The sequence below is a fragment of the Streptomyces sp. NBC_00425 genome, from assembly GCF_036030735.1.
Lineage (GTDB): Bacteria > Actinomycetota > Actinomycetes > Streptomycetales > Streptomycetaceae > Streptomyces.
Genome location: NZ_CP107928.1, coordinates 8,080,974 through 8,096,347 on the forward strand (window position 1 = coordinate 8,080,974; position 15,374 = coordinate 8,096,347).

Below are 15,374 nucleotides of genomic sequence, written 5' to 3' on the forward strand. Positions count from 1 at the left end.
TGCACCACGGGCACGGTGGGCTCCTTACCCGTCATTTGACGGCGAGGGGGTTGACCGGTGCGCCGACGGCGCCGGTCACGGGCAGGGGGGCGGCCACGAGAAAGAACTCGTAGACGCCGTCGGCGGCGCAGTCGGCCGCCAGGGTGTCGAGGTCCCACATCTCCCCGAGGAAGAGGCCCATGTGCGGGATGGCGACCTGATGCAGCGGCTGGAAGGCGACATCGAACTCGTTGGGGCGAACCTCGAAGCCCCAGGTGTCGGTGGCGATGCCGGCGATCTCGGAGGAGTGCAGCCAGTCGGCCGTGGCGAACGACAGACCGGGGGCGGGACCGCCCGCGTAGTCGCCCCAGCCGTCGCCCGCGGCGATGGCGCGCCGGGCCCGGGTGAGCTGGCCGGTGCGCACCAGCAGCAGGTCGCCGCGGCCGACCCGGGCAGTGTCACCTTGCGCGGCGATGGTCGCCTCGAGGTGTTCGGCGGTGATGGCGAAGCCGTCCGGCAGTTCGCCCTCGGCTCCGATCGCCCTGCCGACGTCGAGCAGCACACCCCGGCCGGCGATCCTGTCGGCCACGGTCTCGATGCCGGTGAGCCTGTCTCCCTCGCTGGTCACCACCTGTGAGGCGCGGCGTCCGTTGTAGGCGGTGCCGTGGTCGAAGATGTGGCCGAGGCCGTCCCACTGGGTGGAGGCCTGCAGCGGCATGAACACCACGTCGTCAGCGCCGCCGAGCCCGTGTGGGAACTCCGCCGGGCCGAATTCTGCGTCCAGGCCGGAAGAGAGCATGCTGTGCACCGGGTTGGTGCGCCGCCGCCACCCCTTCTGCGGACCTTCCGCGTCGAAGCGCTGGGCCAGCGAGAAGCTCACGCCGCGGCGGGCCAGCTGCGCGCCCTGTGCCCGTTTGGCCTCGTCGAGGAAGTTCAGCGTGCCGAGGACGTCACCGGCGCCCCAGCGGCCCCAGTTGGAGACGCGCTTGGCTGCGGCCGCGATGGCCCCTTCGGGATCGGAGCGGTCGAACGTGGTCACAGGTCTTCCTCCGTGGAGTTCCGATCAAGAATCGGCAGCAAGGGCATCGGGGCTTCGTCACGAGTGCGCGGTTCCCACCGTCGGGATCGGACCCAGGAGGCGGGCGGCGTTGCCACCGCGGATGGCGTCGGTCGTGGCCTGGTCGAAGCCGGCCGCCTCCAGTCGGTCGACCGGGTCGACCACGCCCATGTCGAAGGGGTAGTCGCTGCCGAGGGTCACCTGACTCGCGCCCATCGAGCCGACCAGGTGCCGCAGCTGCTCGGTGGTGTAGACCAGCGAGTCGACGAAGGTGCGGCGCAGCAGCGCGGACGGCGGCTCGGCGGTGGTGTGCGCGTCGGAGCGGGCCGCCCAGGCGTGGTCGGCGCGGACCATGTAACCGGCCAGGTAGCCACCGCCGTGCGCGGACCAGATCTTCAGCCGCGGGTGCCGCTCGAGCAGTCCGGAGAACACGATCCGGGACAGCGCGAGAGCGGTTTCGGTCGGGTTTCCCACGCTGTTGAACAGGTAGTAGGCGTTCAGCCGCTCGCCGAGGGTGCAGCCCCAGGGGTGGATGAGCACGGCGGCGCCCAGTTCCTCGGCGGCCGCCCAGAAGTCGGCCAGCGACGGGTCGTCGAGTTCCCGGCCCGGCCCGGCGGAGGTCGAGATCTGCACCCCCCGCATACCGAGGTCGCGGACCGCTGTCACGAGCTGCCCGACCGCCAGGTCGGGGTGCTGCAGCGCTACGGCTCCGATCGGAAGGAGCCGAGTCGGTTTCTTCGCGCACAACGCGGCGATGCCCTCGTTGCCCACCGCGACGATGCGGGAGGCCAGCTCCCGGTCGGCCCACGCATGGGGCAGCGGTACTGCGCTGACCGCCTGCACCTGCACACGCGCGGCGTCCATCGCGGCCAGCCGCAGCTCGAGGTCGACCAGCTTCGGCCCGAGCTCGGCGATCTGCTTCAGGTTCACCGCCAGGGACGCCCGGCCGAGGGTGGCCGCGTCGATCTCCCGCTGCCGTACCAGACCCGGCTGCCCCTCGATCAGCGCGTCGACGGCCGGTACGCCCGCATGGGCGTGCACATCGACGGTGGGCACGCTCACGGCGCCACCACCTCATCCATCCGAGCCGGCTCGGAGCGCTGATTCCAGCCGTTGTCCCAGCCGATCAACCTGTCCAGGGACACGGGCCCGGGGCGCGTGCGTTTCGGGGGTGTCGCTGAAGGCGACCGGGCACTCGCGGCGCAGACGGGTGTACTCGGCGTACCGCTCCGGTGAGCGGATCCCACTACCGAGGGAACGGCCCCTCGGTCCTCCTGGTACCAGTCCGGTTCGACATGCGTCTCGGCGGTGTACGACATGGTGCGCCTCGCTCTCCGGTGGATCTGAAAACGCCTGGGTGGGGCCGGCCGAGTCGGTCGGCCGGGCTCAGTCGGTCGGGAAGCGGCCGAAGTGGGGCTTGCGGCCCTGCAGGACCTCGGCGACGCAGCGGTTGCGCTGCCGTCCGAGGTAGGTGATCTCACTTTCGATGACGTCTCCGTCGTGCAGGAAGCGACCGTGGTGCTTGCCATTCCCGGGCGGAGAGCCCATGAAGATGATGTCCCCGGGCGTCAGCCGGACGTGCTCGGAGGCGTACGCCACGAACTGCGCCGGGTCGAAGATCATGTCGCCGGTCGGCCAGTCCTGCATGACCTGGCCGTTGACCTTCAACGTGGTCCGGATGGTGTCGTCGAGCGTGAAGAACTCTGCGGGCACGACGAACGGCCCCGCCGGCTTGAACGCAGGCTGGTGCTTGCCCATCCAGTCGAAGCCCCAAGGGATGTCGGTGCGGCGGAACTGGTCGACTGTGCCTAGGTCGTTGACGATCGTGTAGCCAGCGATCAGCCCTGTTGCCTCGTCCGGGGTGAGGAACCGACCGGTCCCGCCGACGACGACCCCGAGTTCGAGCTCCCAGTCGGGCTCGTCGCCCAGGGCCGGCAGCACGACGTCGTCGGTCGCGCCCACGAGCGAGGAGTGCATCCCGACCCAGGCGAAGGGAATGCCCTCTCGCGACCGGCGCTCCATGAACGCGAGATTGCGCTGGAAGAACTCTTCGTCGGTCTCGCCCACTCGGCGGTTGTGCTGGTTGAAGGCGTTCTTCGTCAGCATCTGCGCCGAATGCGTCTTGTAGTTGGCGCCGGCGCCCAGGAGGTTGGGATGGCTGAGCGGCGGCAGCGCACGCAGCTCCGTCAACGGCCGCGTCGGTCGGGAGGAGTCGGTCCACACCTCTTCGAGGAACTGGAGGTTCGTCGTCCAGTCGGCGAAGACCTCGTGCAGGTCGTGGAACCGGTCGGACAGGTCGGTGACCATGCCGTCGGCGGTCACGAGGGCCGAGAAGGCACGCGTCTCGTCGGCGAAGGTTCCGAGCGCGAAGGTTCCCGCGCGCAGTCCGGTCGCCGGGTCGACCGGGTGTTCCGGAGCGCGCGTGACAGGGGCGGTCTCAGTCATGGGTCACGTTTCCGTTTCGGTGACGCTGGGTCGTGCGGGACGCACGACACCTGGACGGCGGAAAGTCATGGATCACCTTTCGCCATGGGTCTGTCCGGCCGTTCCGGCGGACGACAAGGAGCCCGGAGGACGGGCCGGCCGGAGGATGATCTGATTGTGAACCGGGCCACGAGGCCTGGGATATGCTCAGCCTTGTATGCGACCCATCGACGGAACGGATGCTCAGCATCGACCGGCCGGTGCGGGTCGTTCGGCGAAGGCCTCGGAGTCGCACTGCTGTGCTGGTGGGCTCGCCGGACCGCGCCTGAAACAGAAGCCGGGGGAGGACACCGCGGTGACGTACAACTCGACTCCAAGCCCGACGGCAGGTGGACGCACCCCGGAGCAGCCAGGGCGGATACTGCGCAACCAGGACGTGGCGACCCTGCCCGTGCTGCGTGCCCTGCTGGTCGAGCGCAACGTCACCCGGGCCGGCGAGTCCCTCGGCCTGAGCCAGCCCGCCACCAGCGCGGTGCTGGCCCGCCTTCGTCGCCGGTTCGGCGACCAGCTGCTGATCCGGGTCGGCCGGGACTACGAGCTCACCCCGCTGGCCGCCAGCCTGCTGTCACGGATCGAGTCGGCCACCGAAGCGCTGGAGCGCGTGTTCGGCGACGACTTCGACCCCGCGACGACCAACCGGCAGTTCTCCCTCGCGCTCTCCGACTACACAGTCGCCATCCTGTTCGAGGAACTCAACCGGATTCTGGCCGAGGAGGCCCCCGGCGCCGGACTCGACCTTCGCCCCCTCACCACCAGCTCCCACTTCGACGCCGACGCTCTGATCCGGCACACCGACGGGGTGGTCCTGCCGCACGAGCTGGTGCAGGGCTATCCCGGCCGGCTCCTGCTGCGCGACCGCTGGGTGTGCGTCGTGGCCGAGAGCAACACCGTGATCAGCAGCGAGCCGACCCTGGCCGAACTCGCCCTCCTGCCGTGGGTGAGCCAGTTCACCCACTCCGACCCGGTCAGCTTCCCGGCGCTGCGCCACCTGCGGTCGAACGGCATTGAGCCGCATGTGGAGGTGGTGACCGACAGCTTCCTGTCGGTCCCGTTCCTGCTCGCCGGCAGCAACCGCGTCGCCTTCCTTCAGGAGAGACTCGCGCGACGCCTGGCACCCGTGGCGCCCGTGCGGATCCTGCCGAGCCCGGTGGATATCGGACCTCTCAACCTGTCGCTGCGATGGCACCCGACCATGAGCGACGATCCCGGCCACCGATGGTTCCGTGATGCGCTGGGGCGTGCGGCGGAACGCGTCGCCTAGCGAATCGCCGCCCAAGCCGATTCCGGTATCGGACGCATCCGGACGGCGAGTGCGTTGCCGCAGCCGGTGGTGTGCGTGGGTTCGTCGCCGAGTGTCGCCGCCGCGGGGCCCTGAGGTATGGCCGAGTGTGCTCGGCGCTCCGGAAGACTCTGTCGAATTCGTTGCGGATCATGAGTACCCGGTCATCCGCGAGCTGCACGATCCTGACGGTGGTGACGCCCCACACGGTGCGTCCGGCCGTGGCGGCCCGGAAGTCGGGATCCTGGATGTACATCCAGGACGTCCAGTGGTCCAGGTAGTGCTTGGTGTGGGAGGCCAGCGCGTACCCGTGCACAGCGGAGGTGCTCACGATATGGGTCGCGGCGAGGGTGGCCTCGAGAAGCAGCGCGTGGTTGCCCTCCATGGGCCGTGTGGGGTGCCCCGCGCCGTGCCGCAGGTCGTCGAAGTCGGGGGAGCAGATGCTCGGCGAGCGAGATCCACTGCTGGTCGACGTCGGCGGGAAGTCGGGCGGCGGCCTGGCGCTCGAGCAACCCGGTGTTCCCGTTGTTGCGGTGACTGTCGAGAACGAAAAGGGACGAAGGGACAATGGGAGGGAACTCCTTGGTCAGCGCGTGGACGACTGCTGTGGGTGAGCAGTCCCGCCGCGTGGCGTCGTGGTCTGCGCGTCCCGGCGGTGCCGATCGGGTCGGCGTCTCGGGACACGGTTCACGCCGCGGCGGACGAGGCGCGCCGCTGCTCAGAAGGAGTGCGGCGGCCAGAGATTGAACACGATCGGCAGCCGCCTCACCTGGATCGGTGTGGCACGACATCCACTGTGTGGCACGTGCTCGATCCAACGAGCAGACGTCTTTGGGACGACTCCGTCAGGTGCCACCGCCGTTGGTGCGTCTGGCAATAGTAGGCAGAGCCGTCCGGCCACAGACGGCTCTCGGGGGTTTGGGCGTACGGCATTGAACAGGCCCTTTGTGCCCCTGCCAGCCGGTGGCGACCCGGGCAACGCCTCCGTACACCCCCTCGACGTCGCCGAGTGCGTGTACCGCGACGAAGCAACGGCGCGGGCAACGTCCGGTCGGCAGAGCTGCTTGTCCTCGGGATGGGCGGTCGGCGTCTCCGTGATCTGACGGCCGGATTCGACCAGGCGCCCCAGAACGATCATGGTCGCCGAGCCGAACCATTGAGGCCGTCGCTACTTCACAGTCAGTGCTGACTGTGAGATGGTTTTTCGTCACCCGGAACGAGCGGGCGGTACGCGAGGAACTGGCCGTGGCTCGGCCGGACGGTGACCCGGTGTCACGCTCGTTGCGCGTGCTCCGAACCGTCATGTGCGGGCCCTCGTTCGGTGCGGAGATGGAGTTGTGGGCGGTGGCGCGCACCAACCCGCGCAACCGTCCCGACCGGCTCAACGCGATCGACTTCCGGATGCCCGGTGACATCGCGGCCGCCGTCCGGCGCGCCAACGACGACCCCGGCGTGCACGTCATCGTGCTGCAGGGGGCGGGCCGGGCTTTCTGCTCCGGATACGACCTGAAGATTTCTGCCGAGGACGGCCACGGCACCCAGGGCGCCACCGGCGGCGACCAGGTGTGGGATCCCATCAAGGACTTCGCCTGGATGAAGGGCTTCACCGACGACTTCTTCACCCTGTGGCGGTCGCTGAAGCCCACCATCGCCAAAGTGCACGGCCATGCCGTCGCCGGCGGCAGCGACATCGCCCTGTCCTGCGATCTGGTCGTCATGGCCGAGGACGCGCGGATCGGCTACATGCCCGCGCGGGTGTGGGGCTGCCCGACCACAGCGATGTGGGTGTATCGGCTGGGCGCCGAGCGCGCCAAGCGGATGCTGCTGACCGGCGACACCATTGACGGCCGGACCGCCGCCGACTGGGGCCTGGTACTGGATGCCGCTCCGCCGCGGGAACCGGACGCGCGGGTGGAGGAACTGGCCGACCGGATCGCGGGGGTGCCCATCAGCCAGCTCGCCATGCAGAAACTGATGATCAACCAGGCGTACGACAACATGGGCCTGCACGGCACCCAGATCCTGGCCACCCTCTTCGACGGCATCACCCGGCACTCGCCGGAGGGGCGCTGGTTCCAACAGTTCGCCGCCACCCACGGCTTCCACGAGGCGGTCAAGTGGCGCGACTCGGGCCGCTGGATCCCCGACGGCGGCGGCCCGGTTCCGACCGCGCAGGACCTGGAGGAGTGACGATGCAAGAACCGCTGACCCGCTCGTACCTGCCTGCCGACGCCTCCCGGCCCGTCCTTGACCTCACCATCGGGGACGTGCTCCGCAACGCCGCGTCGACCGCACCGGACCGCCTGGCGCTGGTCGAGATCGCCCCGCCCGGCACCGCCCTGTCCCGCACCGACCGCACCGACCGTACCTGGACCTACGCCCAGCTCCTGGACGACGCCGAGCACGCCGCGTCCTGGCTGGCCGCACGGTTCGCCCCGGGCGAGTACATCGCCGTCTGGGCCCCCAACATCCCCGAGTGGGTCGTCCTGCAGTACGGCGCCGCACTGGCCGGGCTGGTCCTGGCAACCGTCAACCCCGCACTGCGCGGCGCCGAACTCGAGCACGTGCTCTCCCAGTCCGGCGCCGTGGGACTGCTGCTCACCGACTCCTTCCGTGAGACGGACATGGCGGCGGCGGTGGAACGGACACGGCCGCGTCTCCCTCGACTGCGCGAGCGGGTCTCCTTCACCGGTTGGCTCGCCGAGGTCCGCGGCACCGCCCTCAGGCCTCTGCCGCGGGTGGGCCCCGGTGCGGCGGCACAGATCCAGTACACCTCCGGGACGACCGGCACCCCCAAGGGCGCCGTCCTACACCATCGTGGCCTCGTCACCAACGCCGCCTTCGTGGCCGCCCGCGCCGGTTCACCCGGAACGGGGTCTGGGGCAGCGCACTGCCGCTGTTCCACACCGCCGGCTGCGATCTGACGGTGCTCGGCGTGGCCACCGCCAACGGCACCCTCGTGCTCGTCCAGGCCTTCCAGCCCGCCCTGGTTCTGGAGGCGCTGCAGAAGTGGCGGGTCAGCTTCTTCGCCGGAGTCCCGGTGATGCTCTCCGCCCTGCTGAACCACCCCTCGTTCGACCCCTATGACCTCAGCGCCTGCTCTGCCGTCCTGTCCGGCGGTGACCGGGTGCCTCCAGAACTCGTTGAGGAGACCGAGCGCCGCTTCGGCGCGCTTCTCCACCCTGTACGGGCAGACCGAACTCAGCCCCGCCGTCACCCAGACCAGCCCCGACGACAGCGCCCACGACAAGCTGCACACCGTCGGCCGGCCCCTGTGGCAGGTTGAGGTCAAAATCGTCGGCCCCGCCGACGCCGATCCGCTGCCCGTGGGCGAGCCGGGTGAGATCTGCGCCCGTGGATACCAGGTCATGCTCGGCTACCACGACCTCCCTGAGGCCACCGCGCAGACCGTCGACCGCGACGGATGGCTGCACACCGGCGACCTGGGCGTGATGGACGAGCGCGGCTACGTCACCGTCAGCGGCCGCCTGAAGGACATGATCATCTGAGGCGGGGAGAACATCTACCCCGCCGAGGTCGAGGCGGCGCTCAGCACCCACCCCAAGGTGCGGCAGGCCGCCGTGCTCGGCCTCTCCGACCCGGCGTGGGGCGAGCAGGTCGCCGCCGTGATCAACGCCACCGATCCGGCCGACCCGCCCACCGCAGCCGGACTCCACGACCACCTGCACACGGATCTGGCCCCGTACAAGGCACCACGCCACTGGTACCTGGCCGACGCCATTCCTGCCAACGCCATGGGAAAGATCCAGAAGTTTGTCCTTCGACGGCATCAGTGACGGGAACCTGAAGCCGCTGCCCTGAGGTAACCCGTCCGTCCCGCAGCGCGGGGTGCACGAGGGCATGGTCTCGTTCTCGGGCAGGCCGCCGCTCGGGCTCAGCCGGCGTCGAGGTCTGGTCGGAGCGGAGCATTGCCGACCGTCCCTTGCCTGCCCATCGGTTGAGAGCTGCCAAGCCGGAGGACAGGTGGCTACTTCACAGAAGCTCGACTGGCGAGCCTGCGGCTGCTCGCTGGGGAAGTGCACACGCCCGCTGACCCTCCCATGGCCATGGGAGGGTCAGCGGGCGTGACCGGCGCGGCCGTCGCACGGGTTACGCGGCGTTGCCCTGCGCTTGGGTGGAGATGTCGGCCCATTCCTGCCAGGTCTTCAGGCGCTCGGCGTAGACCTGGGGGACGAGGTGGAGGGGGGCGGTGCCGAAGAAGACGCGCAGGGGCGGGTTGTCGGCGTCGACGATCTTCAGCAGGGCGGGGCCGGTTGCGGCGGGGTCGCCGGACTCGACGTCACTCCAGGCGGCGGCGACGGCGGTGCGCAGGTCGTCGTAGGCCGGCAGCTGTGTGGCAAAGGTGGCGGAGGAGCCGGCCCAGTCGGTTTCGAAGCCGCCGGGCTCGACGAGGGTGACCTTGATGCCGAAGCCGGCGACCTCCTGGGCGAGGGCCTCGGTCAGGCCTTCCAGGGCCCACTTGGAGGCGTTGTAGCCGCCCAGGTTGGGGAAGGAGGTGACGCCGCCGACCGTGGAGATCTGCACGATGTGGCCGCTGTTCTGGGCGCGCAGGAGGGGCAGGGCGGCCTGGGTGACCCACAGGGCGCCGTAGAAGTTGGTCTCCATCTGACCGCGGACCTGCTGTTCCGTCAGCTCCTCGACCGCGCCGAACAGTCCGTGCCCGGCGTTGTTGACGATCACGTCCAGGCGGCCGAAGTGCTCGTGCGCCCGCTGGACGGCCTCGAACGCGGCGGCCTTGTCGGTGACGTCCAGCTTCAGCGGCAGGACCGCCTCACCGTGGGCGGCCACCAGATCCGCCAGGGAGTCGGTGTTGCGGGCGGTGGCCGCGACCTTGTCGCCACGCTCCAGGGCCGCCTGGGCGAACTGACGGCCGAAGCCACGCGACGAGCCAGTGATGAACCAGATCTTGCTCATGGGAAAGCTCTTCTCTTCGAGCTGAAGTCTTATGAGAAGACTGTACATCGAACTGATACTGAGTATCAAGTCGAGTCGTGGGATCGAAACTGTTGAGGAGGGTAAGAGTGGCGAGGACGGCGGAGAGCCACCGAGCAGAGGCAGGTGAGAGCGCGGCTGCCACAGAGGCCCCACCGGAGCTCCGGTGAGGCCTCTGCATGAGTCGGCCAGGACGGCGCGCGCCGGTGGGCGGCACTCGTCGCGCGGCCCGACGAATGCGGTGGCGGTCTCCTTGGTGACCTGCCGTTCGGCGCTCTGTCGTCGAGGACTGCGCGTGCGCTCGGCGGCGTAGCAGCACTTTTCACGGTGGCAGAGAGAGTCTGGAAACGCGTTGACGGGCCCGGCGGCCACCTGCTTTCCCGACGGCTCGACGCCACACTTCGACAGGCAGGGCACCGGCGGGCGTGCCAGGCGGAGGCGGCCGCCCCGCGTGCACCAGCGGTACGGCGAGCTGGGCAGAGCGGCCCACGTCGAACACGAGGAACCGGGGGTGGCACGCTCGCGTCGGTGGCCGGCGCGGCCACGGCCCGGTGGCGCGACGTGTGAACCTCGGGCGGCGCCGTCGACTTCACGCAGCGCCGATCGGTGGGCCGCCGAGTTGGAGGGCCGCGTCGTGCTGACGCAGCATCAGACCGCCGTGAACAACTCCGGCACTCCCACCTGCCCGGGGCCGGAAACCCGGCGTGGCCGGTTCAACTCCATCCGGTGTTCACGATCCTGGAGGCGCCGCGCCGCCATCGTCATCAAGCGGCTGAATCGGGTGTATCCCGCGTAGGGGCGCGTAGGGGAGCGGGGCGTGCCCCCTGTAGGTGGTGACGAGGGGACAGGTCGGCGGTCGGCAACTCGTTGTCCACGCTGTCGTCGGACTCTGCCACCACGCGGACTCAGTGGACCTGGACCGGGGGCTCGCCGGGACAGTCGCGGACGGCCTCCCGCGGCAGGGTGCTCGCGTCGTCGGGCCGGATCAGAGCCTTGACGTTGACCGCGTCCACAGCCGGACCAGCAGAGTGGCGGCGAACGACGTGAGCTCGTAGGCGCGGTCGACGCGGGCGCAGGTCCTCACCGAAGCGCCGCCGCAACCGGGTCGGCGCCTCACGCGCACATGGACCGAGGCTTGGAGCTGGTCCGCTGGCTGGGGTCCGATAGGCGGCTCAATAGGTGGACATCGGTGGCTCGCCATACGTCCTGTGGATTGGTGGCATACCAGTTCGACCATTCCGCATCGGTGCGGCTGTTGTCACTATCAACGACGTCGGCGGGACGAGCAGGCACCGAAAGCCCCGCGCGTCGTCGGCGGCCCCACCCCACCTCCTGCCGCCCGGCCGAGAGTCGGACGGCAGCCCGCCCCAGGAGAAGACGACGATGGTGGTATCCGAAGGGGCCCCTGTGCCTCCCGCGCAGGTCGCCGCTGACGCGAGCGGGTCACAACGGCCGCGCAGCCGGCCCGCCGGGACGGCCGCTGGGATCTGGACCGCCTGGCAACCTTCGGTCCACCCGCGGAGGGAATCCTGTACCGGACTTGGGGCGACAGCTGCGACGTCAACCGTCCGGGCCGCCCCGACGGCCGCCTGTGCCGAGCACGGGATGCGGCTCCTCGGTGTTCCCGACCGCCCCGGCGAACCGGCGCGGACCGCCGTCAGCCGCCTGGGTGAGAAGCGCGTCGCGGCGGAGGAAGCCGCGGCCGTGCAGGTCGACGCCACGGGACCAGCCCAGTTCCCCAGGGGGGCGGAGCAGGTCGCCGATGCCGCCGATGGGGCTGACGCTGCCGCTCGGCTTCGTCGCCGGAAACAGCATGTACGTCGCTGTTCGCCGCTCAGTTCGGCGACGGACCGGTGCCTGAAACCATTACATGCCGCGCCGAGCCGTCCGGGCCATTCGTCGTGCCGGCGCCCTTGGCCGACCGCGACGCCGTACGGATCGTCCTACAGGTCAGCGGCGAGGTGTTGCAGGACTGGCCGCCGACGAGACGTTCCTCCACTTCGCCCGGCTGGTCGCCTACTCCCACGAGCGGGGGCGGCTGCAGGACCTCGTACTTGAGGGTCTCAGGCCGGGAACCGGTGCCCACCACGGCGGCCGCTTCTTCTCTGCCGGCGACATCGCCGGCAGCTCCGTCATCGGCCCCGGCCGTCAGCGCAACCGCTGCGTGAACGAGGGCCTCCGCGGCCGGTGACCCGTGAAACGGAGTCGCCCCGAGCACGCCAGGCCCGGGCGGCGCCCCCTCCGCGCGCTCCAGGGCGACGCACTGCCCGGCATCTCGTCGCAGCGACCCCGGCGCCTCGCCGACCACCACCCACCCAGGAGGCACCCCGTGACCGACCAACCGCACCTCGAGACCCTGCAGCAGCGCATCGACCGCAGCGGGGGCCCGCTGGCGATGCTGCGGACCAATCCCGCCACGCACTACCCGTTCACCTACGCCCAGGAGTACACGACCTGGCACAACGAGCAGTGGGCCTGGAAGAACGCCTGTGTCCTGTTCGACCAGTCCCACCACATGACCGAGGTGCACATCACCGGGCCCGACGTGAAGCGCCTGATCAGCGACACCGGCGTCAACAGCCCGGCGACCCTCGGCCGCGACCGTGCCAAGCAGTTCGTCGCCGTCGGGCCGGACGGCCGCTACATCGGCGACTGCATCCTGTTCGGCCTCGAGGAGGACCACCTGAGCCTGGTCGGTGTCCCCCAGGCGGCCAACTGGGTGCAGTTCCAAGCTCAACAGGGCGACTACGACGTCGAGTTCAGCGTGGATCCGGCGTCGGTCCACAACCCGCTGGGCCGCCGACAGCACTACCGGTACCAGCTCAACGGCCCTCGCACTCAGGAGATCCTCGAACGCGCCGTCGGCGCCCCGATCGACCGCATCCCGTTCTTCCGCATGGGCTCCTTCGCGATCGCGGGGACCCCGGTTCGCGCCCTGAACCACACGATGGCGGGCGTGCCGGGCGAGGAGTACACCGGCCTGGAGCTCTTCGGCCCGGTGGAGCACGGCCCCAGCGTCCTGGAGACCCTGTTGCACGCCGGCGCGCAGAGCGGCCTGCGCCAGGGCGGGGCCGTCTCCTACCTGTCCTCGACCGTCGAGTCCGGGTGGATCCCCGCCGTCCCGTCCGCCGTCTACAGCTCCCCGGAGACGGCCGCCTACCGGCAGCACCTGCCCGGTTTCGGGATGGAGGGCATGATCACCATTGAGGGTAGTTACGTCTCGGACGACATCCAGGACTACTACTTCTACCCCTGGGAGCTGGGCTACGGCTCCATCGTCAAGCTCGACCACGACTTCATCGGCCGCACAGCCCTCGAGCAGGCGGCCCAGGGACCCAAGCGCCTCAAGCGTTGGCTGGAGTGGGACACCGACGACGTCATGGAGGTGGTCCGGGCCGGCTTCTTCGGAGACGGTCCCCGACCCAAGCTGCTCAGCCTGCCCAACCTGAACCCCGCCACGATCTACCTGGACAGCGTGCTGCAGGGCGATCGCCTCGTGGGCCTGTCCACGTGGGGTGGATACACCGTCAACGTCGGGCGCGTGGTGACCATCGCCATCCTCGACGAGTCCTTGACCGACGGCGACCGCGTCGAGGTCCTGTGGGGCGAGCCCGACGGCGGAGCCGGGCGGCCGCTCAGCGAACCCCACCACGTGCAGACCACCATCCGGGCCACGGTACGGACCCGGCCGCCGGCTCAGCACTGACGTGCCGGACCCCTCCACCCGCCCATCCGAGAGGCCGACCGTGAACCGACTCCACTCCCGGCACGATGTGATCGTGCGCGCTGACCTTGTCCGGGCCGTGAGGGGGCTCGGCTACGAGGTCATCCCGTTCGCCAAGACCGAGCAGGCCGTCCGCGACCACGTCCCGACCGACGTCCCGCTCACCGTGACCGCCTCACCGGCCAAGGGACAGGACGCGACCATCGACCTGGCGGTAGCGCTCGCGGGCCACGGTTATGCCGTGTCACCGCACCTGTCGGCCCAACAAGTGAGGGACCACCAGCACCTCGCCGGTCTCGTCGGCAGGTGCCGCGACGCCGGTATCACCGGCGTGTTCGTGGTCGGAGGCGACCGTACCGCCACGACGACAGCGTTCGCCGACGCTCTGGCACTGCTACGGGCGGTGCACGAACTGGACCACGGCTTCACCGACATCGGGATCGGCGGTCATCCCGAGGGCCATCCGGACGTATCGGAGCTGGTGCTGATGCAGGCGCTGGCGGACAAGGCGCCGCTCGCCACGCACATCACGACGCAGATCGTCTTCGATCCCAGAGCCATCCTGGCGTGGATCCACCGGGTCCGCGCCTACGACATCAACCTGCCAATCCACGTCGGCCTCCCCGGTGCCGTCCACCGGCAGAAGTTGTTGCGCGTCGCAGGCGGACTGGGCCTCGGGGAGTCGGCGAAGTTCCTGAAGAAGCAGCAGACCCTGCTCCGGCGCTTCTTCCTCCCCGGCGGCTATCGGCCGGACGCCTTGCTCTCGGGGCTCGCGCCCCACCTCGGGGAGGCCGACGCCGTCGCCGGGTTCCACGTCTTCACCTTCAACGATCTCGCGCCGACCGAGGCGTGGCGCCGGCGTCTTCTCTCGGACCTGACATGACCGGCGCCGCGACCAGCACCGCGCCGACGCGTACCCGCCCCGCCCATCAAACCGGAGTCGCCATGTCCGCACCCACCACGTCCGCACGAACCGCGTCCGCGCCCACCACGCCCCAAGGGAGCACTTCGCGTGAGGGCGGGATCCCTGAGGACCGAGCCGACCACGGGCGTCTGCTGATCCAGTGCCCCGACCGGCCGGGCGTGGTCTCGGCAGTGAGCACGTTCCTGGCCGAGGCCGGTGCGAACATCACGAGCCTGGACCAGTTCTCGACGACTGCCGTCGGCGGCACCTTTTTCCAACGCACCGGGTTCCACCTGCCCGGCCTGTCCGCAGCCCGGGACGAATTGGACCGTGCATTCGAAACCGGCGTCGCTCAGCGCTGGGGCATGACTCACCGCCTCACCGAGGCCGCCCGGCCCAAACGGGTGGCCATCATGGTGTCCAAGACCGACCACTGCGTGCTCGACCTGCTCTGGCGTCACCGTCGCGGCCAACTGGACATGAATGTGGTCATGGTGGTGTCCAACCACCCCGACCTCGCCGACGAGGTCCGGCCCTTCGGGGTGCCCTACATCCACGTCCCCGCCACCCGGGACAACCGCGCCGAGGCCGAGAGCCGCATCCTCGACCTGCTGCGCGGCAACGTCGACCTCGTCGTGCTGGCGCGGTACATGCAGATCATCACGCCCTCCTTCCTCGAAGCGGTCGGCTGTCCGCTGATCAACATCCACCACAGCTTCCTGCCCGCCTTCATCGGGGCCGGCCCGTACCAGAAGGCCAAGGACCGCGGCGTGAAGCTGGTCGGTGCGACCGCCCACTACGTCACCGCCGATCTGGACGAGGGCCCGATCATCGACCAGGACGTCGTCCGGGTCGACCACCGGCACACCACCGCCGACCTCGTACGCCTCGGCGCCGATGTCGAGCGCGCCGTTCTCTCGCGCGCCGTGCGCGCGCACCTGGAGGACCGGCTCGCCATCCACGGCAACTCCACCATCGTCTTCTGAATCGTCTT

Annotated in this window: 13 protein-coding genes and 1 pseudogene; 9 read left to right on the top strand and 5 right to left on the bottom strand. The window is 69.9% G+C overall.

The genetic code is table 11. The annotated features are described in order from the left end of the window. Positions 1 to 31: 31 nt before the first annotated feature. The 3 genes from OHS82_RS35630 to OHS82_RS35640 all read right to left on the bottom strand — a co-directional run bounded on the left by OHS82_RS35630 (position 32) and on the right by OHS82_RS35640 (position 3,481). A complete protein-coding gene (locus tag OHS82_RS35630) occupies positions 32 to 1,018 on the bottom strand; it encodes a cyclase family protein (protein ID WP_266728803.1) in 987 nt (328 codons plus the stop codon). Between the two features lie 57 nt (positions 1,019 to 1,075). Then, complete coding sequence (locus OHS82_RS35635; RefSeq protein ID WP_266728805.1) at positions 1,076 to 2,098, bottom strand: amidohydrolase family protein; 1,023 nt, start codon at positions 2,096 to 2,098, stop codon at positions 1,076 to 1,078. A gap of 324 nt (positions 2,099 to 2,422) precedes the next feature. After that, complete coding sequence (locus OHS82_RS35640; protein WP_328435243.1) at positions 2,423 to 3,481, bottom strand: fumarylacetoacetate hydrolase family protein; 1,059 nt, start codon at positions 3,479 to 3,481, stop codon at positions 2,423 to 2,425. Positions 3,482 to 3,815: 334 nt separating this feature from the next. Here OHS82_RS35640 and OHS82_RS35645 point away from each other — a divergent pair, with 334 nt between their 5' ends. The 6 genes and pseudogenes from OHS82_RS35645 to OHS82_RS35670 all read left to right on the top strand — a co-directional run bounded on the left by OHS82_RS35645 (position 3,816) and on the right by OHS82_RS35670 (position 8,596). Then, on the top strand, positions 3,816 to 4,781 hold the full coding sequence (locus tag OHS82_RS35645; protein ID WP_266728809.1) for a LysR family transcriptional regulator: 966 nt from the start codon (positions 3,816 to 3,818) through the stop codon (positions 4,779 to 4,781). Positions 4,782 to 4,951: 170 nt separating this feature from the next. Beyond that, positions 4,952 to 5,080, top strand: coding sequence for a hypothetical protein (locus OHS82_RS35650; RefSeq protein WP_256726563.1), 129 nt, complete (start codon positions 4,952 to 4,954; stop codon positions 5,078 to 5,080). Between the two features lie 1,006 nt (positions 5,081 to 6,086). Further along, entirely contained in the window at positions 6,087 to 6,989 is a 903-nt protein-coding gene (locus tag OHS82_RS35655) for a crotonase/enoyl-CoA hydratase family protein (protein ID WP_328435244.1), read from the top strand. Positions 6,990 to 6,991: 2 nt separating this feature from the next. Further along, a complete protein-coding gene (locus tag OHS82_RS35660; protein WP_328435245.1) occupies positions 6,992 to 7,723 on the top strand; it encodes an AMP-binding protein in 732 nt (243 codons plus the stop codon). Continuing rightward, positions 7,720 to 8,308: pseudogene (locus OHS82_RS35665) on the top strand (class I adenylate-forming enzyme family protein). Before OHS82_RS35660 ends, OHS82_RS35665 begins: the two are co-directional and overlap by 4 nt. A 12-nt stretch (positions 8,309 to 8,320) precedes the next feature. Beyond that, positions 8,321 to 8,596: an AMP-binding enzyme gene (locus OHS82_RS35670; protein ID WP_328436145.1), complete on the top strand. Its 276-nt coding sequence runs from the start codon at positions 8,321 to 8,323 to the stop codon at positions 8,594 to 8,596. A gap of 313 nt (positions 8,597 to 8,909) precedes the next feature. Here the strand turns inward: OHS82_RS35670 and OHS82_RS35675 are convergent, their stop codons facing one another. Then, entirely contained in the window at positions 8,910 to 9,734 is an 825-nt protein-coding gene (locus tag OHS82_RS35675) for an SDR family oxidoreductase (RefSeq protein ID WP_075662699.1), read from the bottom strand. Between the two features lie 1,578 nt (positions 9,735 to 11,312). Continuing rightward, positions 11,313 to 11,567 (bottom strand): hypothetical protein, encoded by a 255-nt coding sequence (locus tag OHS82_RS35680; protein ID WP_266728816.1) that lies wholly within the window; start codon positions 11,565 to 11,567, stop codon positions 11,313 to 11,315. Positions 11,568 to 12,081: 514 nt separating this feature from the next. On the opposite strand from OHS82_RS35680, the gene OHS82_RS35685 reads away from it, so the two are divergent. From OHS82_RS35685 to purU, 3 genes are all read left to right on the top strand, one after another. Then, a complete protein-coding gene (locus tag OHS82_RS35685; RefSeq protein WP_266728818.1) occupies positions 12,082 to 13,458 on the top strand; it encodes an aminomethyl transferase family protein in 1,377 nt (458 codons plus the stop codon). A 73-nt stretch (positions 13,459 to 13,531) separates the two neighbouring features. Beyond that, positions 13,532 to 14,359 carry a methylenetetrahydrofolate reductase gene (locus OHS82_RS35690; RefSeq protein WP_328435247.1) on the top strand — a complete coding sequence of 276 codons (828 nt, stop codon included), beginning with the start codon at positions 13,532 to 13,534 and terminating at the stop codon, positions 14,357 to 14,359. 62 nt (positions 14,360 to 14,421) lie between these two features. Beyond that, a complete protein-coding gene (gene purU, locus OHS82_RS35695; protein WP_266728822.1) occupies positions 14,422 to 15,366 on the top strand; it encodes a formyltetrahydrofolate deformylase in 945 nt (314 codons plus the stop codon). Positions 15,367 to 15,374 lie beyond the last annotated feature (8 nt).

Excerpts from the sequence above, each read along its gene's own strand:
- OHS82_RS35650 (WP_256726563.1), top strand. The coding sequence starts at position 4,952 with ATGAGTACCCGGTCATCCGCGAGCTGCACGATCCTGACGGTGGTGACG.
- purU (WP_266728822.1), top strand. The coding sequence starts at position 14,422 with ATGTCCGCACCCACCACGTCCGCACGAACCGCGTCCGCGCCCACCACG.
- OHS82_RS35660 (WP_328435245.1), top strand. The coding sequence starts at position 6,992 with ATGCAAGAACCGCTGACCCGCTCGTACCTGCCTGCCGACGCCTCCCGG.
- OHS82_RS35680 (WP_266728816.1), bottom strand. The coding sequence starts at position 11,567 with ATGCTGTTTCCGGCGACGAAGCCGAGCGGCAGCGTCAGCCCCATCGGC.
- OHS82_RS35640 (WP_328435243.1), bottom strand. The coding sequence starts at position 3,481 with ATGACTGAGACCGCCCCTGTCACGCGCGCTCCGGAACACCCGGTCGAC.
- OHS82_RS35675 (WP_075662699.1), bottom strand. The coding sequence starts at position 9,734 with ATGAGCAAGATCTGGTTCATCACTGGCTCGTCGCGTGGCTTCGGCCGT.